Genomic DNA, 24,928 nt, shown 5'->3' with positions numbered 1-24,928 from the left:
GGTCAACCCCCGCGATAACCCTCTGGCAAGTTTATGCCAGTCCGCGCGAGTCCGCTTGCGAACGCCAGTCGCAGAGCGGCGTTTCGTCGAGATGACGGCGCAGGTGGCTGGCGAAATCGGCACGGCTGATGGCGCGGGCGCCGAAGCTGTGCAGGTGCTGGGTGGGCATCTGGCAGTCGATCAATACGAACCCGGCGGCGCGCAGATGTTGCACCAGGGTGACGAATGCCACCTTGGAGGCGTTGTCGGCGCGGCTGAACATGGACTCGCCGAAGAACAGCCGACCCATGGCCAGGCCGTAGAGGCCGCCGACCAGTTCGTCGCCGTCCCAGCTTTCCACCGAGTGGGCGATGCCCATGCGGTGCAGCTGGCGGTAGGCGTCCTGCATCGGCTGGGTGATCCAGGTGCCGTCTGCGTAGTCGCGCGGCGCAGCGCAGGCGGCGATGACCTGGTCGAAGGCGGTATCGAAGGTCACCCGGTAGCGGCCCTGGCGCAGGCACTTGGCCAGGCTGCGGGAAACGTGCAGTTCGTCGGGGAAGAGCACGGTGCGCGGGTCCGGCGACCACCAGAGGATCGGCTGGTCGTCCTGGTACCAGGGGAAGCAGCCGTGGCGGTAGGCGGCCACCAGGCGGCGCGGGTCGAGGTCGCCGCCGGCCGCGAGCAGGCCGTTGGGCTCGTGCAGGGCCTGTTCGAGGGGCGGGAAGTCGAAATTGCTGCGGGAAAGCCAACTGAGCATGGCGGGGTAGGGGAGGGCGGGGCCCTCCCCGGGCCTGTCAGTGGCTGTCGTCGAGGTATTTCTCGGCGTCCAGCGCGGCCATGCAGCCGGCGCCGGCCGAGGTGATAGCCTGGCGGTAGACGTGGTCGGCCACGTCGCCAGCGGCGAACACGCCGGGGATGCTGGTGGCGGTGGCATTGCCTTCGCCGCCACCCTTGACCACCAGGTAGCCGTCACGCATTTCCAGCTGGCCGGTGAACAGTTCGGTATTGGGCTTGTGGCCGATGGCGATGAACACGCCAGCCAGGTCCAGCTGGCGGGTCTCTCCGCTGTTCACGTCCTTCAGGCGCACGCCGATTACGCCCATGTCGTCGCCCAGGACCTCGTCCAGGGTGGTGTTCCAGTGCAGGCGCACGTTGCCGTTTTTGGCCTTCTCGAACAGCTTGTCCTGGAGAATCTTCTCCGAGCGCAGCTTGTCGCGGCGGTGGATCAGGTGCACTTCCTTGGCGATGTTGGCCAGGTACAGCGCTTCCTCGACCGCGGTGTTGCCGCCGCCGACCACGCAGACCACCTGGTTGCGGTAGAAGAAACCGTCGCAGGTGGCGCAGGCGGAAACGCCCTTGCCCATGAAGGCCTCTTCCGAGCTCATGCCCAGGTATTGCGCGGAGGCACCGGTGGCGATGATCAGCGCGTCGCAGCTGTAGGTGCCGCTGTCACCCTTGAGGATGAACGGCTTGCTCTGCAACTCGGCGGTGTGGATGTGGTCGTAGACGATCTCGGTATCGAAACGCTTGGCGTGCTGCTCCATGCGCTCCATCAGGGCGGGACCGGTCAGGCCCTCGACGTCGCCCGGCCAGTTGTCGACCTCGGTGGTGGTGGTGAGCTGGCCGCCGGGCTGGATGCCGGTGATGACAACAGGCTTGAGGTTGGCCCGCGCGGCGTACACGGCAGCGGTGTAACCCGCCGGGCCGGAGCCCAGGACGATCAGGCGCGAATGCTTGACTTCACTCATAAAAAGACTCCATAAGCCTTTGTCACGTAAGAGAATGCATGCTCCAATTGAGCAGCCGTGAAACCTTGGTGGGCTATGCTACACCGAACCTGGAAAAGGCGGCAAAAGGCGCCGCGGCGGGCCCTGTGGCATCGAGCGGCCAAAGCCGTACAATAGGCCCGTTTTGTCGCCAGATGACTCTCGGACGCGCCCAGTGCGCAGGAATAGACGCGTTTTGAAGGACTCGACCACCGCTAGCCACGCCGCAGCCTGGCGTCAGCAATTGCACATTCGCCTGAAGGAAGGGGCCCTGATCGCGCTCGGCGCGCTCTGCCTTTACCTGTGGATGGCGCTGCTCACCTACGATTCGTCCGATCCGGGCTGGAGCCATTCCAGCCACGTCGAGCAGGTGCAGAATGCCGCTGGTCGCCTGGGGGCCCTGAGCGCCGACATCCTCTTCGTCGCGCTGGGGTACTTCGCCTACCTGTTCCCGTTGCTGCTGGGGGTCAAGACCTGGCAGATCTTCCGCAAGCGCCACATGGCCTGGGAGTTCAGCGGCTGGCTGTTCTCCTGGCGGCTGATCGGCCTGGTGTTCCTGATCCTCTCCGGCTCGGCGCTGGCCTACATCCATTTCCACATCGGCGGCGGCCACCTGCCGGCCTCCGCCGGCGGCGCCGTGGGCGAAAGCCTCGGCCAGCTGGCGCTGAACGCCCTCAACGTGCAGGGCAGCACCCTGCTGTTCATCGCCCTGTTCCTGTTCGGCCTGACGGTGTTCGCCGACCTGTCCTGGTTCCAGGTGATGGACGTCACCGGGAAGATCACCCTCGACCTCTTCGAACTGATCCAGAACGCCTTCAACCGCTGGTTGAGCGCGCGCAGCGAGCGCAAGCAACTGGTCGCCCAGCTGCGCGAGGTGGACGAGCGCGTCGCCGAGGTGGCCGCGCCCGTGGTGCCGGACCGCCGCGAGCAGGCCAAGGTCAAGGAGCGCCTGATCGAGCGCGAGGAAGCCCTGGTCAAGAGCGTGCAGGAGCGCGAGAAGCGCACGGCGCCGAAGATCGACGCGCCGCCGCCGCCCAAACCGGTCGAGCCCAGCAAGCGCGTGCTCAAGGAAAAACAGGCGCCGCTATTCGTCGATACCGCTGTCGAGGGCACTCTGCCGCCGCTGTCGATCCTCGACCCGGCCGGCGAGAAGAAGCGCAGCTACTCCCCGGAATCCCTGGAGGCCATGTCGCGCCTGCTGGAGATCAAGCTCAAGGAATTCGGCGTCGAGGTGGTGGTCGAGTCGGTCCATCCGGGCCCGGTGATCACCCGCTTCGAGATCCAGCCGGCGGCCGGCGTCAAGGTCAGCCGCATCTCCAACCTGGCCAAGGACCTGGCGCGCTCGCTGGCGGTGATCAGCGTGCGGGTGGTCGAGGTGATCCCCGGCAAGACCACCGTGGGCATCGAGATCCCCAACGAAGACCGGCAGATGGTGCGCTTCTCCGAAGTGCTGATGTCGCCGGAATACGACGAGCACAAGTCCACCGTGCCGCTGGCCCTGGGCCATGACATCGGCGGCAATCCGGTCATCACCGACCTGGCGCGCATGCCGCACCTGCTGGTGGCCGGTACCACCGGCTCGGGTAAGTCGGTGGGGGTGAACGCCATGCTCCTGTCGATCCTGTTCAAGTCCACGCCCCAGGACGCGCGGCTGATCATGATCGACCCGAAGATGCTCGAACTGTCGATCTACGAAGGCATCCCGCACCTGCTCTGCCCGGTGGTCACCGACATGAAGGAGGCGGCCAACGCCCTGCGCTGGAGCGTCGCCGAGATGGAGCGGCGCTACAAGCTGATGGCCGCCATGGGCGTGCGCAACCTGGCCGGCTTCAACCGCAAGGTGAAGGATGCCGAGGAAGCCGGCACGCCGCTGACCGACCCGCTGTACCGCCGCGAGAGCATGGAAGACGAGGCGCCGCTGCTGCAGACGCTGCCGACCATCGTCGTGGTGGTCGACGAATTCGCCGACATGATGATGATCGTCGGCAAGAAGGTCGAGGAACTGATCGCCCGTATCGCGCAGAAGGCGCGGGCCGCGGGCATCCACCTGATTCTCGCCACCCAGCGCCCGTCGGTGGACGTGATCACCGGCCTGATCAAGGCCAACATCCCCACGCGTATCGCCTTCCAGGTGTCGAGCAAGATCGACTCGCGGACCATCCTCGACCAGGGCGGCGCCGAACAGCTGCTCGGCCACGGCGACATGCTCTACCTGCCGCCGGGCACCGGCCTGCCGATCCGCGTGCATGGCGCTTTCGTCTCCGACGAGGAAGTGCACCGCGTGGTCGAGGCCTGGAAGCTGCGCGGCGCGCCCGACTACATCGAGGACATCCTCGCCGGCGCCGATGAAGGCGGTGGCGGCGGCTTCGACGGTGGCGGCGGCGGTGGTGGCGAAGGCGGCGAGGGCAGCGAGGACGACCCGCTGTACGACGAGGCCGTGCGCTTCGTCACCGAGAGCCGCCGCGCCTCCATCTCCGCGGTGCAGCGCAAGCTGAAGATCGGCTACAACCGCGCCGCGCGCATGATCGAGGCGATGGAAATGGCCGGTGTGGTCACCCCGATGAATACCAACGGCTCGCGCGAAGTGGTCGCGCCGGCTCCCATCCGCGACTGATCGAGGATTTCCATGCGACTGATCCGCATGCTCGTGCTTGCTGCGCTGGCCGTTGCCGGCGTCCAGGCCCACGCCGACGACGCCGCCACCCAGCGCCTGAGCGCCATGCTGAGCAAGGCCCAGACCCTGAGCGCGCGCTTCTCCCAGTTGACCCTGGACGGCAGTGGCACCCGCCTGCAGGAGACCGCCGGCAACCTGGCGCTCAAGCGCCCGGGGCTGTTCCGCTGGCACACCGACGCGCCCCAGGAGCAACTGCTGATCTCCAACGGCGAGAAGATCTGGCTGTACGACCCGGACCTGCAGCAGGTGACCATCCAGAAGCTCGACCAGCGCCTGACCCAGACCCCGGCGCTGCTGCTCTCCGGCGACATCTCGAAGATCCACGAGAGCTTCGACATCACCAGCAAGGACGGCGGCAACGTGGTCGATTTCATCCTCAAGCCGAAGGACAAGGACACCCTGTTCGACAACCTGCGGATTTCCTTCCGCAACGGGGTGGTCAACGACATGCAACTGATCGACAGCGTCGGCCAGCGCACCAACATCCTGTTCTTCGACGTGAAGATGAACCAGCCGGTGGACGCCAAGCAGTTCGTGTTCGAGGCGCCCAAGGGCGTCGACGTCATCCAGGAGTGAAGGGCCGCCGCCTGGCGCGGCGCCCATGAGGTAGCAGCGTGGACCTGTTCCGTTCCGAACCCGTAGCCCAGCCCCTGGCCGCGCGCCTGCGCGCCACCAGCCTGGACGAATACGTCGGCCAGGAGCACCTGCTCGCCCGCGGCAAGCCGCTGCGCGAGGCCCTGGAGCAGGGCGCGCTGCACTCGATGATCTTCTGGGGCCCGCCGGGCGTGGGCAAGACCACCCTGGCCAAGCTGCTGGCGCAGGTTTCCGACGCCCACTTCGAGACCATCTCCGCGGTGCTCTCGGGGGTGAAGGAAATCCGCCAGTCGGTGGAGATGGCCAAGCAGCAGGCCGCGCAGTACGGCCGCCGCACCATCCTCTTCGTCGACGAGGTGCACCGCTTCAACAAGAGCCAGCAGGACGCCTTCCTGCCCTACGTCGAAGACGGCACCCTGATCTTCATCGGCGCCACCACCGAGAACCCCTCGTTCGAGCTGAACAACGCGCTGCTCTCGCGGGCCCGCGTCTACGTGCTGAAAAGCCTGGACGAAGCCGCCCTGCGCAAGCTGGTGCAGCGCGCCCTGAGCGAGGACAAGGGCCTGGGCAAGCGCCACCTGAGCCTGCCGGAGGAGAGCTTCGCCATCCTCATGGCCGCCGCCGACGGCGACGGCCGGCGCCTGCTCAACCTGCTGGAGAACGCCTCCGACCTGGCCGAGGACGGCGGCGAGATCAGCGCCGAACTGCTGCAGAACCTGCTGGGCGACAGCCGCCGGCGCTTCGACAAGGGCGGCGAGGCCTTCTACGACCAGATCAGCGCGCTGCACAAGTCGGTGCGCGGCTCCAGCCCCGATGGCGCGCTCTACTGGTACGCACGCATGCTCGACGGCGGCTGCGACCCGCTCTACATCGCCCGCCGCGTGGTGCGCATGGCCAGCGAGGACATCGGCAACGCCGACCCCCGCGCGCTGACCCTGTGCCTGCACGCCTGGGACGTGCAGGAGCGCCTGGGCAGCCCCGAAGGCGAGCTGGCCATCGCCCAGGCCATCGTCTACCTGGCCTGCGCGCCGAAGAGCAACGCCGTCTACAACGCCTACAACACGGCGCGCCGCGACGTGGCCGAGAACGGCTCGCTGGAAGTGCCGCTGCACCTGCGCAACGCGCCGACCAAACTGATGAAGAACCTCGGCTACGGCGAGGAGTATCGTTATGCCCATGACGAGCCCGACGCCTATGCCGCCGGGGAAGACTACTTCCCCGAACAGCTCGAACCGCGCCAGTATTACCAGCCCGTGCCCCGCGGCCTGGAACTGAAGATCGGCGAGAAGCTCAAGCACCTGGCGGCCCTGGACCGGGCCAGCCCGAGAAAACGCAGAAAATCCTGAGCGGCGCCCGCACGTCGCCGACACTAGACACGAGAACAGACCATGCTCGATTCCAAACTGGTACGCACCCAGCCGCAGGAAGTGGCCGACCGCCTCGCCGCCCGCGGCTTCACCCTGGACGTGGCGCGCATCGAAGCGCTGGAGAACCAGCGCAAGGCCGTGCAGACCCGCACCGAAACCCTGCAGGCCGAGCGCAACGCGCGCTCCAAGGCGATCGGCCAGGCCATGAAGCGTGGCGAGGACGTCGAGCCGCTCAAGGCCGAGGTCAACCGCATGGCCGACGAACTGGAAGCCGGCAAGCGCGAGCTGGATGGCATTCAGGCCGAGCTGGACGCCCTGCTGCTGACCATCCCCAACCTGCCCCATGAGTCGGTGCCGGTTGGCGCGGACGAAGAAGACAACCTGGAAGTGCGCCGCTGGGGCACCCCGCGCAGCTTCGACTTCCCCATCCAGGACCACGTCGCCCTCGGCGAGCGGCACGGCTGGCTGGACTTCGAGACCGCCGCGCGGCTGTCCGGCGCCCGCTTCGCCCTGATGCGCGGCCCGATCGCCCGACTGCACCGCGCCCTGGCGCAGTTCATGATCGACCTGCACACCCGCGAGCACGGCTACGAGGAAGCCTACACCCCGTACCTGGTGCAGGCGCCGGCGCTGCAGGGCACCGGCCAGCTGCCGAAGTTCGAGGAAGACCTGTTCAAGATCGGCCGCGACGGCGAAGCCGACCTGTACCTGATCCCCACCGCCGAAGTCTCGCTGACCAACATCGTTGCCGGGCAGATCCTCGACGCCAAGGAGCTGCCGCTGAAGTTCGTCGCCCACACCCCGTGCTTCCGCAGCGAAGCCGGCGCCTCGGGCCGCGACACCCGCGGGATGATCCGCCAGCACCAGTTCGACAAGGTCGAGATGGTGCAGATCGTCGAGCCGACGAAGTCCTGGGAAGCCCTGGAAAGCCTGGTCGGCAATGCCGAGAAGGTGCTGCAGGCCCTGGAACTGCCGTACCGAGTGCTGGCCCTGTGCACCGGCGACATGGGCTTCAGCGCGGCCAAGACCTACGACCTGGAAGTCTGGGTGCCGAGCCAGGACAAGTACCGCGAGATTTCCTCCTGCTCCAACTGCGGCGACTTCCAGGCCCGCCGCATGCAGGCGCGCTTCCGCAACCCGGAAACCGGCAAGCCGGAACTGCTGCACACCCTCAACGGCTCCGGCCTGGCGGTGGGCCGCACTCTGGTCGCCGTGCTGGAGAACTACCAGCAGGCCGACGGCAGCATCCGCGTGCCCGAGGTGCTCAAGCCCTACATGGGCGGCATCGAGGTGATCGGCTGAGATGGATGCGCTGCCGCTGTTCCACGTCCTGCGCGGGCGTCGCGCACTCCTGGTCGGCGGCGGTGAAGTCGCCCTGCGCAAGGCGCGCCTGCTCGACAGTGCCGGCGCCGTGCTGCGGGTGGTCGCGCCGCAGGTCCACAGCGAACTGCGCGAACTGGTGGAGCAGGGCGGTGGCGAACTGCTGGAACGCCGCTACGCCGAGGCTGATCTCGGCGACTGCGTGCTGGTCATCGCCGCTACCGACGACGAGCCGCTGAACGCCCAGGTGTCCCGCGATGCCCACGCCCGCGGCGTGCCGGTCAACGTGGTGGACGCGCCGGCGCTGTGCAGCGTGATCTTCCCCGCCATCGTCGACCGCTCGCCGCTGCTGCTGGCGGTCTCCAGCGGCGGCGACGCGCCGGTGCTGGCGCGCCTGCTGCGGGCCAGGCTGGAAACCTGGATTCCCGCCACCTACGGCCAACTGGCCGGGCTGGCCAGCCGCTTCCGCGAAGCGGTCAAGCAGCGCCTGCCGGACCTGCAGCAGCGCCGCCAGTTCTGGGAGGAAGTGTTCCAGGGCCCGGTGGCCGAACGCATGCTCGCCGGCCAGCCGGCGGAAGCCGAGCGCCTGTTGGCCGACAAGCTGGAAAACGGCCAGGCCGAGGCCCGCGGCGAGGTCTACCTGGTCGGCGCCGGCCCGGGCGACCCGGACCTGCTGACCTTCCGCGCCCTGCGCCTGATGCAGCAGGCCGACGTGGTGCTCTACGACCGCCTGGTAGCCCCGGCCATCCTCGAACTGTGCCGCCGCGACGCCGACCGCCTGTACGTCGGCAAGCGCCGCGCCGACCATGCCGTGCCGCAGGACGAGATCAACCGCAAACTGGTCGAGCTGGCCAAACAGGGCAAGCGCGTGCTGCGCCTGAAGGGCGGCGATCCGTTCATCTTCGGCCGTGGCGGCGAAGAGATCGACGAACTGGCGGCCAACGGCATTCCCTTCCAGGTGGTGCCGGGCATCACCGCGGCCAGCGGCTGCGCAGCCTACGCTGGCATTCCGCTGACCCACCGCGACTACGCGCAGTCGGTGCGCTTCGTCACCGGCCACCTGAAGGATGGCAGCACCGACCTGCCATGGAACGACCTGGTGGCGCCGGGCCAGACCCTGGTGTTCTACATGGGCCTGGTGGGCCTGCCGGTGATCTGCGAGGAGCTGGTGCGCCACGGCCGCGCCGCCGATACACCCGCCGCGCTGATCCAGCAGGGCACCACCGAACATCAGCGGGTGTTCACCGGCACCCTGGCCAACCTGCCGAAACTGGTCGCCGAGCATGAAGTGCACGCGCCGACGCTGGTGATCGTCGGCGAGGTGGTCACCCTGCGCGACAAGCTCGCCTGGTTCGAAGGTCAGCAATGAAGGCTTGGCATGCGGCGATGGCCTGGGGCGCGGTCTGCGTCCTGGCTGCCGCCGCCTTGCCGGCCGGCGCCGCCAGCTTTGACTGCAAGAAGGCTCGTCACGCCGACGAAAAAGCCATATGCGCCGATCGCCAGCTGTCCGAACTGGACGTGCAGATGGCCACCACCTACCGCCTGCTCAGCGGCCTGTTCGCCATGGGCATGCGCGGCAACATGGGCGACGCCCAACTCGCCTGGCTGGACCAGCGCCGCGCCTGCGGCCGCGACAAGGCCTGCCTGAAGCAGCGCTACCAGGAACGCCTGGACGCCCTGCAGAAGATCTACGACGGCATCGACAAGCCGCTCTGAGCCTCCGGTTATAGCCCTACATTTCCGTGCTCGCGGGAAGGGCAGGGATAGAGAGGGCTTTCAGGATGACTCCGAACTCACTGTCCACTCAGGACAGCCCCCTCTCCCTTCAGGGAGAGGGTTGGGGAGAGGGTGCTCTAAACCCAGCACCTACTTCCCCGGCAAACCCCTTCGCGAGCAAGGACTAGGCGTCCCCCTCGATCCTACGAATAACCCGGGTCTCAGCCCTTGCGCGCAATCCCCTTGCCCGGCAGATGTTCGCGCCCGTGCGGCCCGCTGAAATCCTGCTGCGGCCCCAGCGGCACTATGCCGGTTGGGTTGATGGTGCGGTGGCTGCCGTAATAGTGATTCTTGATGTGCTGGAAGTTCACCGTGCCAGCCACCCCCGGCAACTGGTACAGCTCGCGCAGCCAGCCGGACAGGTTCGGGTAGTCGGCCAGGCGCCGCAGGTTGCACTTGAAGTGCCCGTGGTACACGGCATCGAAGCGGATCAGCGTGGTGAACAGGCGGATATCGGCTTCGCTCAGGTATTCGCCGGTCAGGTAGCGCCGTTCGCCCAGGCGCTTCTCCAGGCAGTCCAGTTCCTCGAACAGCGTGACGAACGCCTCTTCGTAGGCTTCCTGGCTGGTGGCGAAGCCGGCGCGGTATACGCCGTTGTTCACCGCCGGGTAGATGCGTTCGTTCAGCGCGTCGATCTCGCCCTGCAACGAGGTGGGGTAGAGGTCCAGATCGTTGCCGGTCAGGCCGTCGAAGGCCGAGTTGAACATGCGGATGATTTCCGCCGACTCGTTGCTGACGATGCGCTTGCGCTGCTTGTCCCACAGCACCGGCACGGTGACGCGGCCGGTGTAGTGCGGATCGTCGCGGGTGTAGCGCTGGTGCAGGAACTGCAACCCATCCAGGGCATCGCCGGTGGAGCCCAGGCTGCGGTCGAAGGTCCAGCCGTTCTCCCGCATCAGCCAACTGACCACCGAAACGTCGATCAGCCCGGCCAGGCCCTTGAGCTGGCGGTAGATCAGCGTGCGGTGTGCCCAGGGGCAGGCGAGGGAGACGTACAGGTGGTAGCGCCCGGCCTCGGCGCGGAAGCCGCCTTCGCCGCTGGGGCCGGGCTGGCCGTCGGCGGTGACCCAGTTGCGGCGTTGCGCGTTCTCGCGCTGGAAACGGCCATCCTTGCTGGTGTCGTACCACTGGTCTTGCCAGCGGCCATCGATGAGCTGTCCCATGACTGGCTCCTCAGGAAAGGGTATGGGGATCAGTCTACGCCCTTGCTATCGATGGATCGCTGCAAAAACAGGGTAGAAGCTATCTACCCGATCGATCTGTCCCGAGCGGCCCAGCGTTGCCGGGCCTCGGCGAAGGCCGCCTCGCGGTCGCGGCCCAGCCCGCGCAGGCCCAGGGCGATGGTGGCGATCACTGCCAGTTCGCCGTAGGCGTCTTCCCGCTCGCCGCGCCAGAACTCGGCCAGTACCTGCGGCTCCAGGCGCTCCGGCTTGACGTGGCGCAGCGCCGAGAGGGCCGGCCATTCCTCGTCCCAGCTGGCGCCCGACTCGGTGCCATAGAGGTGCGCCGGGCTGTCCGGGTTGATCTCGATCTCGCCGCCTTCGCCCTTGATCACGATGGCGCGGTCGCCGAGCAGGCGGCTGCCTTCGCGGTGGGTTTCCTGGTAGCCGGGGTGGAAGATGCTCTGCAGGATGCAGTGCGCGCCCAGCGGGTTGAGCAGGCGCACCAGGGAATGAATGGGCGAGCGCAGGCCGAGGGTGTTGCGCAGGTCGATCATCCGCTGCAGCGCCGGCATCCAGTCCACCAGCGGGGCGAAGGCCAGGCCGCCCCGGTCGAGCGCTTCGCCCACGGCGTTCCAGTCGCGGCACAGCGGAATGTCCAGCGTCTGCAGCAACTGCTCGGTGTACAGGCGCCCGGCGGTGTGCGCGCCGCCGCCGTGCAGGAGGATGCGCGTGCCGCTGCCGGCCAGGCACTTGGCGGCGAGCAGGTACCAGGGCAGGTGGCGCTTCTTGCCGGCATAGCTGGGCCAGTCGAGGTCGACGGCGATCCGCGGCGCGTCCAGGCGCGCGCGCACGGCCTCGGTGAAGCCGGCCAGCTCATCGGCGCTTTCCTCCTTGTGCCGCAGCAGCATCAGGAAGGCACCCAGCTGCGCTTCTTCGACCTGGCCGTCGAGGATCATGCCCAGGGCCTCGCGGGCTTCCTCGCGGGTCAGGCTGCGCGCGCCGCGCTTGCCCTTACCGAGGATGCGCACGAACTGCGCGAAAGGGTGTTCGGCGGGTGTCTGCAGGACGAGAGGCGTGGCGGTCATAGGCAATTGGTCGGCTTCGGCAGGCCGGCGAGCTTGGCGGCAAGCTTGGCCGGGGTGCCTTTGAACAGGAGGTTGAGGTGCAGGCTGCTACCCTTTTCCGCGCCCAGGCGCTGGGCCACGTACTTGATCAGCGGGCGGTTGGCCGGCGACAGCTGGAACTGCGCATAGAACTCGCGCAGCAGGTGGAGGATTTCCCAGTGTTCCGGCGTGAGGTGCAGGCCTTCCTGGCGGGCCAGGGCTTCGGCGGCGGCTACCGACCAGTCGTCCAGGTATTGCAGGTAGCCGTCCTTGTCCAGGGCGATGGCGCGCCCTTCCACCATGAGGGTAGTCATAGCCAGGCGTTGACCTTGTCGTAGCGGGTGCAGAGTTCGACGAAGGCGGGGTAGTCCACGGCCTTCAGGTTGGCCGGCAGGTGTTCCTGCAGGCCGCGCGCCTGCAAGTCCTCGGCGAGGGCGTAGCAGGCGTTGGGCAGACACTCCAGGCGTTGGCGCGGGGCGCTGCCGGCGGCGAGGGCGTAGACGGCATCGCCGCTGAGCAGCAGGCCGTCGTCGTGGCACAGCAGTTGCAGGCAGCTGTCGAAGCGGCCGTCGCCGAACGGGGAATGGGAAAGCAGATGCAGCGTGCTCATCAGAGGGTGATCACCTGGTCGTATTGCTGGGTCAGCTGGCGCAATGCGAGGTCGTCCAGCACCTCCACCGGCAGGCTCAGACTGGCATCGGCCAGGCCGCGCTCGGCGAGGCTGCGCTCGGCGGCGTAGAGCCTTTCGACGCCGAACAGCGGCAGTGCCTGCAGGTTGGCCTGCAAATCCTTCTGTTCGAGGTTGGCGGGAGCCTGGCCCGGAGCCAACTGGAACACCCCGTCATCGAGGAAAAGGAAGGCGATGGGCAGGTCGAAGGCGCCGCCGGCCAGGGCGATGTCCAGCGCCTCGCGGGCGCCGGGGCCGCTCCAGGGGGCCTGGCGGCTGACGATCAGCAGGGACTTGGCCATCAGTCGCCTCCGAAGCAGACCAGGCGGTCCGCCATCTGCGTCGCTTCATGCAACTGGCCGAGGCCGGACAGCTCCCAGGGCGCCTGCAGGTTGGCCGCCGGGCGCTGGTAGCGGGCGGCTTCCTCGGCGTTGAGCACGCCGCGGCGCAGGGCGGCGGCGATGCACACCACGGCATCGAGGCGGTGCTCGCCGACGAAACGCGTCCAGGCCGCTGCCACATCCAGTTCGTCCTGGCCGCTCACCGGGTTGCTCGAAGCGCTGTGCACGCCGTCCTGGTAGAAGAACAGGCGGACGATCTCGTGGCCGCCGGCGAGCGCCGCCTCGGCGAAGCGCAGGGCGCGTCGGGCGGCGGGCGAGTGGGGCGGGGCGAAGAGGGCGATGGCGAATTTCATGGCATGGGCCGGTCGGCGGATTACAGCGCGATGATAAGGCCAGCGCGGGGATTTTGCTGCGCCGGAAAAGGAAAAAGCCCGCCAAGGCGGGCTTTTCCGGTGTTGCCGGGAAGCGTCAGTCGTCGCTGCCCATGATGCCGAAGATCTGCAGCAGGCTGAGGAACATGTTGTAGATCGACACGTACAGGCTGATGGTGGCCATGATGTAGTTGCGCTCGCCACCGTGGATGATGGCGCTGGTCTGGAACAGGATGGCCGCCGAGGAGAACAGCACGAAGCCGGCGCTGATCGCCAGTTGCAGGCCGCTGATCTGGAAGAACAGCGAGACCAGCATGGCGCCCAGCAGGACGAAGAAGCCGGCGGTGATGAAGCCGGACAGGAAGCTCATGTCCTTGCGGGTGGTCAGCACGTAGGCGGACAGGCCGAAGAACACCAGGGCGGTCATGAAGAACGCCGAGGAAATGATGCTGGCGCCGTTGGCCATGCCCAGGTACAGGTTCAGGATCGGGCCGAGGGTGTAGCCCATGAAGCCGGTGAGGGCGAAGGTGGTGACCAGCCCCCAGCCGCTGTCGCGCAGCTTGAGGGTGGCGAAGAACAGGCCGTAGAAGCCGACCAGGGTCAGCAGCAGGCCCGGGTGGGGCAGGTGCAGTTGTTGCGAGACGTAGGCGACCAGGCCGCTGAAGGCCAGGGTCATGGCCAGCAGGCCGTAGGTGTTGCGCAGGACTCCGCTGACTTCCCGTTGTTCCGCCGCGGCGGGGTTGAGATATTGCCGTTCTTGCATGGCTAGACACTCCTGTAAGCGGAATGGGATTCCGTGACCATAGTTGCAGTGATGATATCAAAGCCGCCTGTCAGACGTAGGATCAGAGTTTGACAGTGTGTTGCGATCCGGTACTATGCGCCCCCGAAAGGAAGTGTGGCCGAGTGGTTTAAGGCAGCGGTCTTGAAAACCGCCGGGTGTAACAGCCCCCAGAGTTCGAATCTCTGCGCTTCCGCCATCTTGCCCAAGCTGAAAGCCCCGCACTGCGGGGCTTTTGCGTTTCTGGCCGGTTCCGAATGCAGGGGATTATGCTGCCGGATCATTTCCGCATGCTTAACGCCACTTCCGTATCGCAGCGCCACTTGGTTTGTTCGATCACCACACTGGGTGCCCGCGTGGAGGATTGGGCTGACATCCCACATGACGCCTAAGCCTTGTTTCCTACAGTGTCTGGAGAAAGTCCAGTAAGGCCTGCAACTCCTGCGCACTCAGCCGCAATGGTTCGAGCAGCGGCGAAGTCTTCGGAAACAGCGGGTCATCTTTCTGCTGCGCCGTCGGCAGCGGGTGGAACATCCCGGCGTTGTACATGTTGAGGATGCCGCGCAGGTCCCCGAACAGGCCGTTGTGCATCCAGGGCCCGGTGCGCGCGACCTGGCGCAGCGAGGGCGTGCGGAAGGCGCCGACGTCCTCGGCGCGGCCGGTCACCCTGTAACGGCCGAGATCCTCGTAGCGGCGGCCGTAATAGGTCAGGCCGAGGTTGTGGAAGCGGTCGTCGCTCAAGGCTTCGCCCTGGTGGCAGTTCAGGCAGCGGGCCTTGCCGCGGAACAGGTGTAGGCCGTGCAGCTGGGTATCGCTCAGGGCCTTGCCGTCGCCCAGCAGGAAGCGGTCGAGGGCGTTGCGCCGGGGCGCGAGGCTGCGCTGGTAGGTGGCCAGTGCCCGGCCCAGTTGAGCCGCGTCGATCGGCGTGCTGCCGAAGGCCTCGGCGAAGGCCCGTGGATAGTCGCGGTGCGTGCGCAGGCGCTGGAGCAGCGGGTCGAGGGCGAAGGCCATCTCGGTGGGATCGACGATGGGCATCAGCGCCTGCTGCTCCAGGCTGCCGGCGCGGCCGTCCCAGAACAGGTTGGTGAAGTGGCTGGCCATGGCTACGCTGGGGGCGTTGCGGGTTCCGGCCTGGCGGTCGTGGCCGAAGGACACGCGGCGGCCGTCGGCGAAGGCCAGGTCCGGCTCGTGGCAGGAGGCGCAGGCGATCTGTCCGGAGCGCGACAGCAGCGGCTCGAAGAACAGCTGCCGGCCCAGTTCGACCTGGCGCTCGTCCAGCGCCGGGGGCGCGGACAGCGGCGCCAGTTCGCGCCAGGCCAGCCCCGGGCTGATGTCCGGGGCCGGCCAATTCGCCGAAGGCTGGCTGTAGACCTGGCGCAGGCAGGCGTAGTCCACCGGCTGCGCGTCCAGGCGCGTTGCGCAGTCGTCGGCCCGGGCCAGCCCGGCCAGCAGCAGCCCGGCGGCCAGCAGCGTCCTAGAAGCGATAACCCACCTCCACCCAGAACTGCCGGCCGACCTCGTAGGTGGGGACGCCGCTGCTGTTCACGCTGCTGACGGAAACCCTGTCGAGCACGTTGAACACGTCGAGGTTGACGAACAGCGCCTGGTCCTTGGCGGTGGGCTGCTCCCAGGCCAGGCGCAGGTCCCAGGTGAGGGCGGCGGACTGGTCTTCTTCCTCCCACACTTCCACCGGCGTGCCCTGGTAGTCCACCTCCTTGCCGGTATCGAGAATCTGCCGGTAGCCGGCGCGGTAGCGCAGGAAGTTGCTCCAGGTGAGGTTGGCCCGGGGGATTTCGGTGATGGTGGTCAGGCGCGCGGTCCAGGGCCGGTTGAAGTTGTCCGCCGGGCGTTCGGAGTAGCGCATGAACTTGCCGTCGTACTGGATGATCGGGTCGGCGAGGTCGGTTTCGCTGACGGCGGTGGCGTAGTCGACGTTGGAGCTGGTCACGTCGGTCCAGTCCAGGGCCAGTTGCAGCAGGCTGCTGGTGCCGGCGAGCTCGAAGCGGCGCTGCGGGGTGACGGTCAGGCTGAGGATGTCGCTCTCGCTGCTGCCGCCGTTGGTGTAGGTGTAGTAGCTGGTGCTCAGGTCGTCGCTGGCCGGCTGCCCGAGGTAGCGGCCCTGGGTGCGGATGATCTGGTCGTGGCCGTCGCGGTGCACGTACTTCAGCGCGAACTCGGTGCTCCAGAGCATCTGGCTGATGCCCAGGGTCCACTCGTCGTCGTAGGGGATGTCCAGTTGGTTGAAGCGCGTGTTGTTCAGGGTGCGCACCGGCGAGCCCCAGTCGGCGCCGCCGCTGGCCCGAGTCAGCTTGTACTGCAGGGCGCTGCGGCCGTCGTACAGGCGATAGGCGAACATGTTGCGCCCGTAGTAGCGGTTGGCGCCGCCGGTGAAGCGCGTGCGGCCATCGCCGAACAGGTCGTATTCGGCGGCGAAGCGCGGGGCCAGGGTCTTCTTGTCCATGTAGTCGTCGCCATCCAGGCGCAGGCCGGGGCGCAGGGTGAGGCGGCCGATGGCGATCTCGTCCTGGGCGTAGAGCGCCCAGGCAGTGGTGTCGAACTCGATCTTGCCGGCCTCGTAGACGTTCAGCTGAGTGAAGGCCTGGCCCTTGCCGGCGAAGTAGGGCGTCGGGCTCAGCGAGCACCAGTCGCTTTCGCTGCAGGTGCTGGTGGCCTTGAGCAGCGAGCCGTACCGGAACTCCTCCAGGCGGTCGTAGTAGGCGTTCTGCCGGGTCAGCTCCAGGCCGGTCTGCACCTTGTGCTGGCTGCCCAGCACCTGCCAGGGATGCCAGTCGGCGTTGAGCTTGTAGCTCCAGGTGGTCTGGCGCTGCTCGATGTCGCCGTAGTTGCCCTCGGAGCTGAGCACCGTGGCGCTGCTGGCGCCGGGGGCGCCCCAGTTCTTCTCCGGCGACCAGCGCCAGCCCTTGAAGTAGTCCTTCTCGCTGTCGCGGGAGTTGTCCATGCGCGACCAGGCGATGGTCTGGGTGACCTCGGCCAGGGAGGCGTCCCAGATCGCCCGCAGGTTGGCCTGGTAGCCGCCGGACTTGATGTCCAGCATGGAGTCGCGTCCGTTGACGATGAAGTAGCGGTTGTCCTGCGGGGCATAGGTCAGCGCCCCCTCGAAGCTCAGGTCCTCGCGGGCTTGCCAGACGCCCTTGAGGTAGTAGTTGTCGATGCGCCGGGTCTGGTCCTTGTCCATGCCCTCGGCCGGGGCATCGTAGGTGTTCGCGTTGTAGCCCTTCAGTGGAATGGTGGAACGCTTGGAGGAATAGTTGAGCAGCAGCCCGAAGTCGTCGGTCACGTGGCCTTCGAGGGTGCTGCGCAGCACCAGCTTGTCGAACTCTGGCTGGTTGGCGTAGCTGGTGGAGTCCTCGAAGTTCTGCTGGTCGCGTTCGTCGATGTGGTAGCGCGTCCACTGCGAACGGCTCACCTGCGCAGAAACCTTGCCGTGCAGCTCGCGGCTCGGCTGCCGCGTGTTGGCCTCGATCACCCCGCCATTGAAGCCGCCATAGGAGGCCGGGACGTTGCTGTCGAGCACCTTGACCTCGTCCAGCAGGTCGGTGTCCAGGGCCAGGCCCTGGCTGCGCCCGGGCACGTCGGTCATGGAGACGGCGCTGCTGGCGTCCGCTGCCGGGTCGAGGTCGTTGTTCATACCCACGCCGTCGACCAGGAACAGGTTCTGCCAGTACTTGGCGCCGTTGATGCTGACGTTGGCCGGGTCGATCTCCCCGGGCGTCTTGCTGCTGAGCTGGGCGTCGTCGAACTGTACGTTGGGGTTCATCTTCAGCAGGCTGGTGATGTCGCCGTTGCCGGCCGGCATGCGCTCGATGATCTCGCGGTCGAAGTCCATCTCGCCCTGGAAGTTCCGGATCCGCGGGGCACGCACCCACATGTCGCCGGCGGAGACGGCGTTGCTCAGGTCGACGCGGAATAGCGAGACCAGGTTGGGCTCGCCGTAGCGCCAGTGCAGGCCGCTGCCCTGCAGCAATCGGTCGAGCGCGTCCCAGGCGCTCATCCGCCCGGCAACCGCCGGGCTGCGCAGGCCTTCCAGCAGCTCGCTGTCGGCGCTGACCTGCAGGCCGCTCTGCTGGCCGAAGATGAGCAGGGCGGAAGCCAGGGATTGTGCGGGAATCTCGAAGTGCCGCTTGTGCTCCAGCGGCGCCTCGTCGTCCTGGGGCGGGGTAGCGGCCCAGGCGGGCAGGGGAGCGAGCGGGGTGAGGCAGAGCAGGCCGATGCCGCCGAGTCGGCGCAGGGGCAGGTAGAAACGGCCGCAGCCGCGGGCTACGGACTTCCCGTTGAGATTCATGGAGCGCTGTCTCCGAAAGGCGCGCGAGGCGCCAGTTGCAGTTGATAACGACTCTCAGTCGTGTTCAGCGCTCAATGACGTAACCTACGGCGATTTTTTCAATCGCCGCATGAAATTTCTTATCTCCTAGGATTTACCGACAGCCACAACGGGCCCCAGCCACCGACTTCGCCACCGAATGGCCGGACCATGGCCTGCAGCGCGCGGCGTGGGTCGCGCAGGTCGTAGATACCGGTGACGCGCTTGCCGGCGAAGGCCTTTTCGTCCACCAGCAGCACCCCCGGGTAATTGCGCCGCAGTTGCGCCAGCAGGTCGGGCAGGGGCGTGTCGTTGGCCAGCAACTGGCCTTGGCGCCAGGCGCCGATCTGTTCGGCGGGAACCTTTTCCTGGCGCGCCTGCCCACCCGGAAGTTCGACCCGCAGCCGGCCACCGGGGCCCAGCTGGCGCGGCGGCAGGTCCAGCGGCGGCTGGACGCGTACCGAGCCGCGCGCCACCGCCACTTCCCAGGCTTTGCCCTCGGCGCGGACGTCGAAGGCGGTGCCGGTCACCGTCACCTCGCCATCGCCGGCCTCGACGCTGAAGGGCCGCGCGGCGTCGTGGGCGACGTCGAAGAAGGCCTCTCCCTGCACCAGGCGGACCTGCCGTCGGTCGCTGCTGAACGCCAGTTCCAGGTGGCTGCCGGCGGCCAGGGAGACCTGGCTGCCGTCGGGCAGGCGCAGCTCGCGGTTGGCGCGGGCGCTGAAGCGGTCGGGATCGTCCGGCTGCAGGGCCCAGGCAAGCACGCCCAGCAGCAGCGAGGCGGCCAGCGCCAGTGGCCAGCGCCTACGCTGTCGAGGCCGTGGAGCCGCAGGCGCGGCCTCGGGCGCTGGCCTCGGCGTCTGCGCGCTTCCGGCAGCCATGCCGCTGAGCTGCCAGGCCCGCCCGACCTGGCGCAGCGCCTGGGCGTGGCGCGGGTCGGCCTCGGCCCAGGCGCGGCAGGCCCGGCGCAGTTCCATCGAATCCGGCGCGTCGCGCAGGCGCATCAGCCAGTCCATGGCCTGCTGCCAGACCGGATCGTCGTCCAGGGGTGTGTCTCGCTCGTCGGTCTCGCTCACGCGGTCCTGCTCATCCATGGGGGCGGAGGGGGACATTGTCGGGCGCTTGCGCCCGCGGCGCCAGGCTTCATTGTCCATCGTCGGTCAGGCTCCGCGCGCAGTGGCCAAGGGCCTGGCGCACCAGGTTGTGGACCATCCCCACGGAAAGCTCCAGCTGGTCGGCGATGGCCTGCAGGGTCAGCCCCTCCAGGCGGTACAGCTCGAAGACGCGCCGCGTGCGCTCGGGCAGTTCGTCGAGCGCGCGGTGCACGCGCTGCAGCTCCTCGCGCTGCAGGGCGATCTGCTCCGGCGAGGGACGCGGGTCGCTGAGGAAGTCGAAGAAGTCGTCGTCCGCCGCCTGCCGTTCCCCATGCAGCGGACGACGCACGAAGTCCAGCGCTAGGTTGCGCACGATGCGGTACAGGTAGGCGCTGGGCTGATGCAGCTGGGCGACGCTCAGTTCGGCGCTGGCGAAGCGCAGCCAGGCTTCCTGGACGACGTCTTCGGCGTGTGCCCTGCAACCGACAATGGGCGTGGCGTAGGTGACCAGCGCGGTACGGTGGGTAAGGAACAACTGCAGCTTGTGTTGGCCTGGGTCTGTCACGGTGCCGGGGAGTCTGAGGTCGCGGGGGAGGAGGCTTAATCGAATATGGGAATCATTATCATCTCAGTAAACGGCGGCAAGCGCCAGATAGGCCGGGGCGCGATCGACAGGCCGGCACCTGGCCTCGGCTAAAGATTCTCGGGAACGAGCAGCCCCTTTCTGCGGTAGTGCTCGATGTCGATGCCGAAGGCGCCGCTGGGGTGGACCAGGTAGAGGTAATAGGGTTTTCCCTGGTCGTCCTTCGGGTTCGTGGCCAGGTCGATGACCCGTTCCCGGCAGGGTTGCTTGTCGGCGTCCAGCACTCTCAGCAGCTTGGGTTTGAGCTTGTTGCCGGGCGGGCAGCCGATGATGATGCCGACTTCGCCATTGCTCAGCTCGGCGATCTCGCCCGGCGGGTAGATGCCGATGAGCTTGACGAAGTGCGCGACCATCTCCTCGTCGAAGTGCGTGCCGGCTGCATCGAATATTATCCGCAGCGCTTCCAGGCTGGAGCGTCCCTTGCTGTAGACTCTGTCGCTGGTGATGGCGTCATAGGCGTCGACTATCGCCACCAGCTTCGCCACTTGTGGGATCTTGTCGTGCCGCAGGCCCCGGGGATAGCCGCTGCCGTCCAGGCGCTCATGGTGGCAGTAGGCGGCATCGACGGCCGCCGGCGGGACGTCGCTGGTGCTCATGAGCAGCTTGCGGCCGCTGTCGGCATGGGTCTGCATGATCAGGTATTCGTCCGCCGACAGCCGGCCGTTCTTGGTGAGTATCGGTAGTGGAACCTTGATCTTCCCGAGGTCGTGGAGCATGCCGTACATGCCGATATCGACCAGCTCCCGTGGCAGCATGTCGAGCCGGCGGCCCAGGGAAATCGCATAGATGGCCGTCCTCAGCGAGTGCTCGGCGGTGTAGTCGTCCTTGTTCCTGATCTGGGTGAGCCAGAGCATTGCCGCGGGGTTGCGCAGGATGCTCTCGACGCACCCTTCGATGGTGCGCTTGACCCCGGGGATGTCCAGCGCCTGGCCGAGACGCACCGCGTCCAGCAGGCCCCGGGCAACCTCCAGCGCTTCGCCCCAGGTCTGCTGCGCCTGCTCTATCTCCTGCCGGAAATCCACCTTGCCAATGAGTGGCACAAGCTCCGCGCGGGTGTCCCCGGGGATGCCGTCGGGCAGGGACCGGGCCTCGACCCAGGCATGCTTGGCTACCTGCCTGATCCGTTCCAGTTCCTTGAGAGTCCTGATCTGGAAGCCACGGAACAGAAACGGGGTGTTCTCCCAGGACTCGTCGAGCTCCAGCACATACATTCCGACGGTCAGTTCACAAACATCGATCCTTACCCTGTCTTTGCCACGCAATCGTTGTTTTTTCTGTGCAGTTTTCTTTACGAATAATGTCAATATGACATCATTTTTATCGGTTTCATTGATCTGCATCAGTGGAATGGTTTTCTTGTTTTCTGTTTATGCGGGGCGCTTCAAGGATTTTTTCTGATTCTTGCGACAAGGGCGGAGCCCGGCACTATTTCGGCGCCGGGCTCCGCTCGTACGTCACTCCGTCTGCGGATCGAACTGCTTGTCGCGGATCAGCAGGGCGGGAATGATGCCGCAGACGAAGTAGGCGGCGCCCATCACCAGGAAGCCCGCGCCGATGGACACCTGGGTGGCCAGGAAGCCGATGGCCGCCGGGGCGATGGCCGCGCCGATGCGGCCGATGTTGTAGGCGCCGCCCACGGCGGTGCCGCGGTAGCGGGCGGCGAAGCTTTCGGTCATGTAGGTGGCGTTGACGCCGTAGGGGATGCCGTAGAGGAAGCCGAACACCACCAGCATCCAGAGAATGGCCTCGGGGCTGTGGTAGAGCACGATCACCGGCAGGAACACCGCGGTGCCCAGGGCGCCGAAGGCGAACACCTTGCGCCGGCCCAGCCAGTCCGAGGCGACGCCGGCCAGGACCTTGCCGAGGATCATCGCCGCGTAGGTGCCCACCAGGTAGGCGGTCATGGACTTGAAGTTCATGCCCATCTCGGTTTCCAGGTAGGACGGCAGCCAGTTGTTCACGCCGTAGTAGCCGAACTGCAGGAAGCCCGCGGTCAGCGACCAGAAGATGAACATGCTGCGGGCGCGGCGGTCGCCGAAGATCATGCGGAACGCGCCGGCGGATTTCTTCTCGACGACTTCCTCCTGGCCCAGGGCCTTGCGGCGCTTGCGCTCGGCCTGGGCTTCCACCCAGGCGGCCGGTTCCGGCACCAGGCGGCGCATGGCCACGGCCAGCACCACCGGGATGATCGCGACGTAGAACAGGTAGCGCCAGCCGTAGCTCGGCAGGATCCAGCCGGCCAGCAGGGTGGCGACGATGTAGCCCACCGACCAGCCCGCCTGCAGGGTGCCCAGCACCGTGGTGCGGTATTTGGTGGGCACGTATTCGGCCATCAGGGTGTTGCAGGCGACGTAGAGCGCGCCAAGGCCCAGGGAGGCGACGAAACGCGCCGCGGCGAACTGCCAGTAGCTGTGGGTCAGGCCCAGCGCGGCGGTGCCGACGGAGAACAGCACGATGGTCCAGACCACGGTGCGCACCCGGCCGAAGCGGTCGCACGCCCAGCCGCCGTAGATGCCGCCGATGGCCATGCCGGCCAGGGTGAAGCTGCCCAGGCTGCCGGCCTGGACGTTACTCAGGCCGAACTCGGCCTTCAGGCTGGTGAGGCTGTAGGACAGCAGCATGAGGTCGGCGCCATCGATCAGCAGGCCGATGAAGCAGAACAGGAACACGATCACCCAGGTCTTGCTCTGGGTGGTCGCTTGGGAAGTCGAAGCAGTGGTTTCCATGGGCGAACTACCTGTTGTATTTATTCGTGGGCCGGCGCTTGCGGCCCATCGGTAAGCCTGCGGGTCGCCGCCCGGCGGGGCAGGGCGGCGAGGGCGTCGTTCAGTGCGTGGCTTCGCGGATCATGTTGCGGGCGATGACCACCTGCTGGATCTGCGTGGTGCCTTCGTAGATGCGGAACAGCCGCACGTCGCGGTAGAAGCGCTCGATGGCGTACTCACTGACGTAGCCGGCGCCGCCGTGGATCTGCACGCAGCGGTCGGCGACGCGGCCGCACATCTCGGTGGCGAACATCTTGGCGCAGGAGGCCTCGGTGCTGACGTTGCGGCCCTCGTCGCGCTTGCGCGCGGCGTCCAGCACCATGCAGCGGGCGGCGTAGATTTCCGCCTTGCTGTCGGCGAGCATCGCCTGGATCAACTGGAACTCGGCAATCGGCTTGCCGAACTGCTTGCGCTCCAGGGCGTAGCGCAGGGCGTCGTCGAGCATGCGTTCGGCGGCGCCGACGCTCAGCGCGGCGATGTGCAGGCGGCCCTTGTCGAGCACCTTCATGGCGGTCTTGAAGCCCACGCCCTCGACGCCGCCGATCAGTTGGCTGGCCGGCACGCGCACGTTGTCGAAGATGACGTCGCTGGTGTGCGCGCCCTTCTGGCCCATCTTGTGGTCCGGCTTGCCCAGGGAGATGCCCGGGGTGCCGCGCTCGACGATGAAGGCGCTGATGCCGCCGGCGCCCTTGATCTCCGGGTTGGTGCGCGCCATCACGGTGTAGATGCCGGCATGCGGGGCATTGGTGATGAAGCGCTTGGTGCCGTTGAGCACGTAGTGGTCGCCGTCGCGCACCGCGCTGGTCTTCAGCGAGGCGGCGTCGGAGCCGGAGTCCGGCTCCGTCAGGCAGAACGAGCTGAGCAGTTCGCCGCTGGCGAGCCTGGGCAGGTAGTGGCTTTTCTGTTCGGGCGTGCCGTCGATCAGGATGCCGATGGAGCCGATGCCGTTGTTGGTGCCGATGTAGGAGCGGAAGGCGGGGGAGGTGCGGCCGAGTTCGAAGGTGATGTTCACCTCTTCTTCCATGGTCACGCCCAGGCCGCCGAATTCCTCGGGAATGGTCAGGCCGAACAGACCCATCTCGCGCATCTGCTCGACGATGTCCTGGGGAATGGCGTCGGTTTCCGCGACTTCGTTCTCGCGCGGTATCAGCACCTCGTCGACGAACTGGTGGATGGAATCCAGAAGTATCTGCAGCGTCTCTGCGTCTCGGATCATGTGCTCTCCTCAAGGGCCCGCCGGGCGGGCCTGTCTGGCAGGGCACCGTCACCCGGGCATCAGCGAGCGGCGGCACCTATGTTGTTGACCATGTTGATCAGGCGGGGCCCGATGTCGTCCGCGAGCTTCTCGCGGGTCAGCTGGAAGCTCGGTCCGCCGCAGTTGAAGGCCAGCAGCCCGTACTGCGGATGTACCAAGGGCACGGCGACGGAGTTGACGTCGCGGTGCCATTCACCGATCGACAGGCAGTAGCCGTAGTCGGTGAAGTCCCTGAAGGCGCGGTCCAGGCCCTTGCGGATGGCCGGCCAGTGTTGCGGTTCGCGCTCGCGGATGTGGTCGAGCAGGAACTCCCGTTCGTTCTCCGGCATCGCCGCCAGGCAGGCGCGGCCCACCGAACTCACCGCCAGCGGCAGGTAACTGCCGATCTGCCGGCGCATCGTCATGTTCCCCTGGCCCTGGACCACGTCCAGGTACACCATCTGCAGGCGGTCGCGGGCGGCCATGGCCACCGCCGCCTGGGCGTGGTTGGCCAGCTCCTCCATCAGCGGGTGGGCCACCGCGCGGATCGACAGGTTCGACAGCATCGCGTAGCCAAAGCCCAGCACGCCGACGTCCAGCTGGTACTTGCCCGAGTGCACCTCGCGCTTGAGGCAGCCCAGGCGCATCAGGGTGTTGGTCAGGCGCGTCACGGTCGGCTTGGGCAGGCCGGTCTTGCGCGCCAGGTCCTGGTTGCTCAGCACGTTTTCCCGTGGGTTGAAGCAGCGCAGGATTTCCAGGCCGCGAGCCAGGGCCGTGACGAACTGACCGCTGTTTTCCTCCTCGCTCAGCGCCGTGGCGGGGTCGAACATCCCCCGTTCCAACAGGCCGATCTCACCTTCGTTTTTCGTCGGCGCAGCCGAATCCAGCTCCGTCTTGTTGCGGCGCATGGTAGAACCCCTTTTCCGAGAAAATCAATAAAATAAAATTCAGTTTCGTCAGACGAAATTA

At 67.0% G+C, this 24,928-nt stretch carries 23 protein-coding genes and 1 tRNA gene; 7 read left to right on the top strand and 17 right to left on the bottom strand.

Annotated elements, in window-relative coordinates; genetic code table 11:
* Positions 1 to 31: 31 nt before the first annotated feature.
* Together aat and trxB are read right to left on the bottom strand one after the other, a co-directional pair.
* Entirely contained in the window at positions 32 to 736 is a 705-nt protein-coding gene (gene aat, locus FG99_RS20245) for a leucyl/phenylalanyl-tRNA--protein transferase (protein WP_043272067.1), read from the bottom strand.
* Positions 737 to 773: 37 nt separating this feature from the next.
* Complete coding sequence (trxB, locus tag FG99_RS20240; RefSeq protein WP_043272066.1) at positions 774 to 1,727, bottom strand: thioredoxin-disulfide reductase; 954 nt, start codon at positions 1,725 to 1,727, stop codon at positions 774 to 776.
* A gap of 193 nt (positions 1,728 to 1,920) precedes the next feature.
* On the opposite strand from trxB, the gene ftsK reads away from it, so the two are divergent.
* Genes ftsK through FG99_RS20210 form a run of 6 tightly spaced genes read left to right on the top strand, consistent with a single transcriptional unit; the run spans position 1,921 to position 9,416 of the window.
* Positions 1,921 to 4,359 carry a DNA translocase FtsK gene (gene ftsK, locus FG99_RS20235; protein ID WP_009623226.1) on the top strand — a complete coding sequence of 813 codons (2,439 nt, stop codon included), beginning with the start codon at positions 1,921 to 1,923 and terminating at the stop codon, positions 4,357 to 4,359.
* 12 nt (positions 4,360 to 4,371) lie between these two features.
* Positions 4,372 to 4,995, top strand: coding sequence for an outer membrane lipoprotein periplasmic chaperone LolA (gene lolA / locus FG99_RS20230; RefSeq protein ID WP_009623215.1), 624 nt, complete (start codon positions 4,372 to 4,374; stop codon positions 4,993 to 4,995).
* 38 nt (positions 4,996 to 5,033) lie between these two features.
* Entirely contained in the window at positions 5,034 to 6,359 is a 1,326-nt protein-coding gene (locus FG99_RS20225; protein ID WP_009623214.1) for a replication-associated recombination protein A, read from the top strand.
* Between the two features lie 42 nt (positions 6,360 to 6,401).
* Complete coding sequence (gene serS / locus FG99_RS20220) at positions 6,402 to 7,682, top strand: serine--tRNA ligase (protein WP_043272065.1); 1,281 nt, start codon at positions 6,402 to 6,404, stop codon at positions 7,680 to 7,682.
* 1 nt (position 7,683) lies between these two features.
* Positions 7,684 to 9,069, top strand: coding sequence for a siroheme synthase CysG (gene cysG, locus FG99_RS20215; RefSeq protein ID WP_043272064.1), 1,386 nt, complete (start codon positions 7,684 to 7,686; stop codon positions 9,067 to 9,069).
* 17 nt (positions 9,070 to 9,086) lie between these two features.
* Entirely contained in the window at positions 9,087 to 9,416 is a 330-nt protein-coding gene (locus FG99_RS20210; protein WP_043272063.1) for a lysozyme inhibitor LprI family protein, read from the top strand.
* 221 nt (positions 9,417 to 9,637) lie between these two features.
* Here FG99_RS20210 and FG99_RS20205 read toward each other — a convergent pair whose 3' ends face one another.
* The 7 genes from FG99_RS20205 to FG99_RS20175 all read right to left on the bottom strand — a co-directional run bounded on the left by FG99_RS20205 (position 9,638) and on the right by FG99_RS20175 (position 13,884).
* On the bottom strand, positions 9,638 to 10,639 hold the full coding sequence (locus FG99_RS20205) for a glutathione S-transferase family protein (RefSeq protein ID WP_043272062.1): 1,002 nt from the start codon (positions 10,637 to 10,639) through the stop codon (positions 9,638 to 9,640).
* Positions 10,640 to 10,722: 83 nt separating this feature from the next.
* Complete coding sequence (locus FG99_RS20200) at positions 10,723 to 11,724, bottom strand: glycosyl transferase family protein (protein ID WP_043272061.1); 1,002 nt, start codon at positions 11,722 to 11,724, stop codon at positions 10,723 to 10,725.
* On the bottom strand, positions 11,721 to 12,056 hold the full coding sequence (locus FG99_RS20195; RefSeq protein ID WP_043272060.1) for a TusE/DsrC/DsvC family sulfur relay protein: 336 nt from the start codon (positions 12,054 to 12,056) through the stop codon (positions 11,721 to 11,723). The genes FG99_RS20200 and FG99_RS20195 overlap by 4 nt, the downstream gene beginning before the upstream one ends.
* Positions 12,053 to 12,352: a sulfurtransferase complex subunit TusB gene (tusB, locus tag FG99_RS20190; RefSeq protein WP_043272059.1), complete on the bottom strand. Its 300-nt coding sequence runs from the start codon at positions 12,350 to 12,352 to the stop codon at positions 12,053 to 12,055. Before tusB ends, FG99_RS20195 begins: the two co-directional genes overlap by 4 nt.
* Positions 12,352 to 12,711, bottom strand: a complete 360-nt coding sequence (tusC, locus tag FG99_RS20185; protein WP_043272058.1) for a sulfurtransferase complex subunit TusC — start codon at positions 12,709 to 12,711, stop codon at positions 12,352 to 12,354. Before tusC ends, tusB begins: the two co-directional genes overlap by 1 nt.
* Entirely contained in the window at positions 12,711 to 13,103 is a 393-nt protein-coding gene (tusD, locus tag FG99_RS20180) for a sulfurtransferase complex subunit TusD (RefSeq protein WP_043272057.1), read from the bottom strand. The genes tusC and tusD overlap by 1 nt, the downstream gene beginning before the upstream one ends.
* 115 nt (positions 13,104 to 13,218) lie before the next feature.
* Entirely contained in the window at positions 13,219 to 13,884 is a 666-nt protein-coding gene (locus FG99_RS20175; RefSeq protein WP_009623200.1) for a Bax inhibitor-1/YccA family protein, read from the bottom strand.
* A 129-nt stretch (positions 13,885 to 14,013) separates the two neighbouring features.
* On the opposite strand from FG99_RS20175, the gene FG99_RS20170 reads away from it, so the two are divergent.
* Positions 14,014 to 14,101: transfer RNA gene (locus tag FG99_RS20170), tRNA-Ser, on the top strand.
* Between the two features lie 203 nt (positions 14,102 to 14,304).
* Here FG99_RS20170 and FG99_RS20165 read toward each other — a convergent pair.
* The 8 genes from FG99_RS20165 to FG99_RS20130 all read right to left on the bottom strand — a co-directional run bounded on the left by FG99_RS20165 (position 14,305) and on the right by FG99_RS20130 (position 24,867).
* The gene (locus FG99_RS20165) at positions 14,305 to 15,297 is read right to left on the bottom strand and encodes a cytochrome-c peroxidase (protein ID WP_081884680.1); all 993 of its coding nucleotides are present in this window, start codon (positions 15,295 to 15,297) and stop codon (positions 14,305 to 14,307) included.
* Positions 15,298 to 15,376: 79 nt separating this feature from the next.
* Positions 15,377 to 18,205, bottom strand: a complete 2,829-nt coding sequence (locus FG99_RS20160) for a secretin and TonB N-terminal domain-containing protein (RefSeq protein ID WP_009623194.1) — start codon at positions 18,203 to 18,205, stop codon at positions 15,377 to 15,379.
* Between the two features lie 119 nt (positions 18,206 to 18,324).
* Positions 18,325 to 19,335, bottom strand: coding sequence for a FecR family protein (locus FG99_RS20155; RefSeq protein WP_161796267.1), 1,011 nt, complete (start codon positions 19,333 to 19,335; stop codon positions 18,325 to 18,327).
* A 31-nt stretch (positions 19,336 to 19,366) separates the two neighbouring features.
* The gene (locus FG99_RS20150) at positions 19,367 to 19,852 is read right to left on the bottom strand and encodes a sigma-70 family RNA polymerase sigma factor (protein ID WP_236695232.1); all 486 of its coding nucleotides are present in this window, start codon (positions 19,850 to 19,852) and stop codon (positions 19,367 to 19,369) included.
* A 158-nt stretch (positions 19,853 to 20,010) separates the two neighbouring features.
* Positions 20,011 to 21,300: an HD-GYP domain-containing protein gene (locus FG99_RS20145; protein ID WP_009623191.1), complete on the bottom strand. Its 1,290-nt coding sequence runs from the start codon at positions 21,298 to 21,300 to the stop codon at positions 20,011 to 20,013.
* Between the two features lie 114 nt (positions 21,301 to 21,414).
* Complete coding sequence (locus FG99_RS20140; RefSeq protein ID WP_009623190.1) at positions 21,415 to 22,686, bottom strand: MFS transporter; 1,272 nt, start codon at positions 22,684 to 22,686, stop codon at positions 21,415 to 21,417.
* Between the two features lie 100 nt (positions 22,687 to 22,786).
* Positions 22,787 to 23,941, bottom strand: a complete 1,155-nt coding sequence (locus tag FG99_RS20135; RefSeq protein WP_043272055.1) for an acyl-CoA dehydrogenase family protein — start codon at positions 23,939 to 23,941, stop codon at positions 22,787 to 22,789.
* A 59-nt stretch (positions 23,942 to 24,000) separates the two neighbouring features.
* Positions 24,001 to 24,867 (bottom strand): IclR family transcriptional regulator, encoded by an 867-nt coding sequence (locus FG99_RS20130; protein ID WP_043272054.1) that lies wholly within the window; start codon positions 24,865 to 24,867, stop codon positions 24,001 to 24,003.
* Between the last annotated feature and the right edge of the window lie 61 nt (positions 24,868 to 24,928).

The organism is Pseudomonas sp. AAC (assembly GCF_000725445.1).
Lineage (GTDB): Bacteria > Pseudomonadota > Gammaproteobacteria > Pseudomonadales > Pseudomonadaceae > Pseudomonas > Pseudomonas citronellolis.
This window is presented reverse-complemented; position numbering and strand designations above follow the sequence as displayed.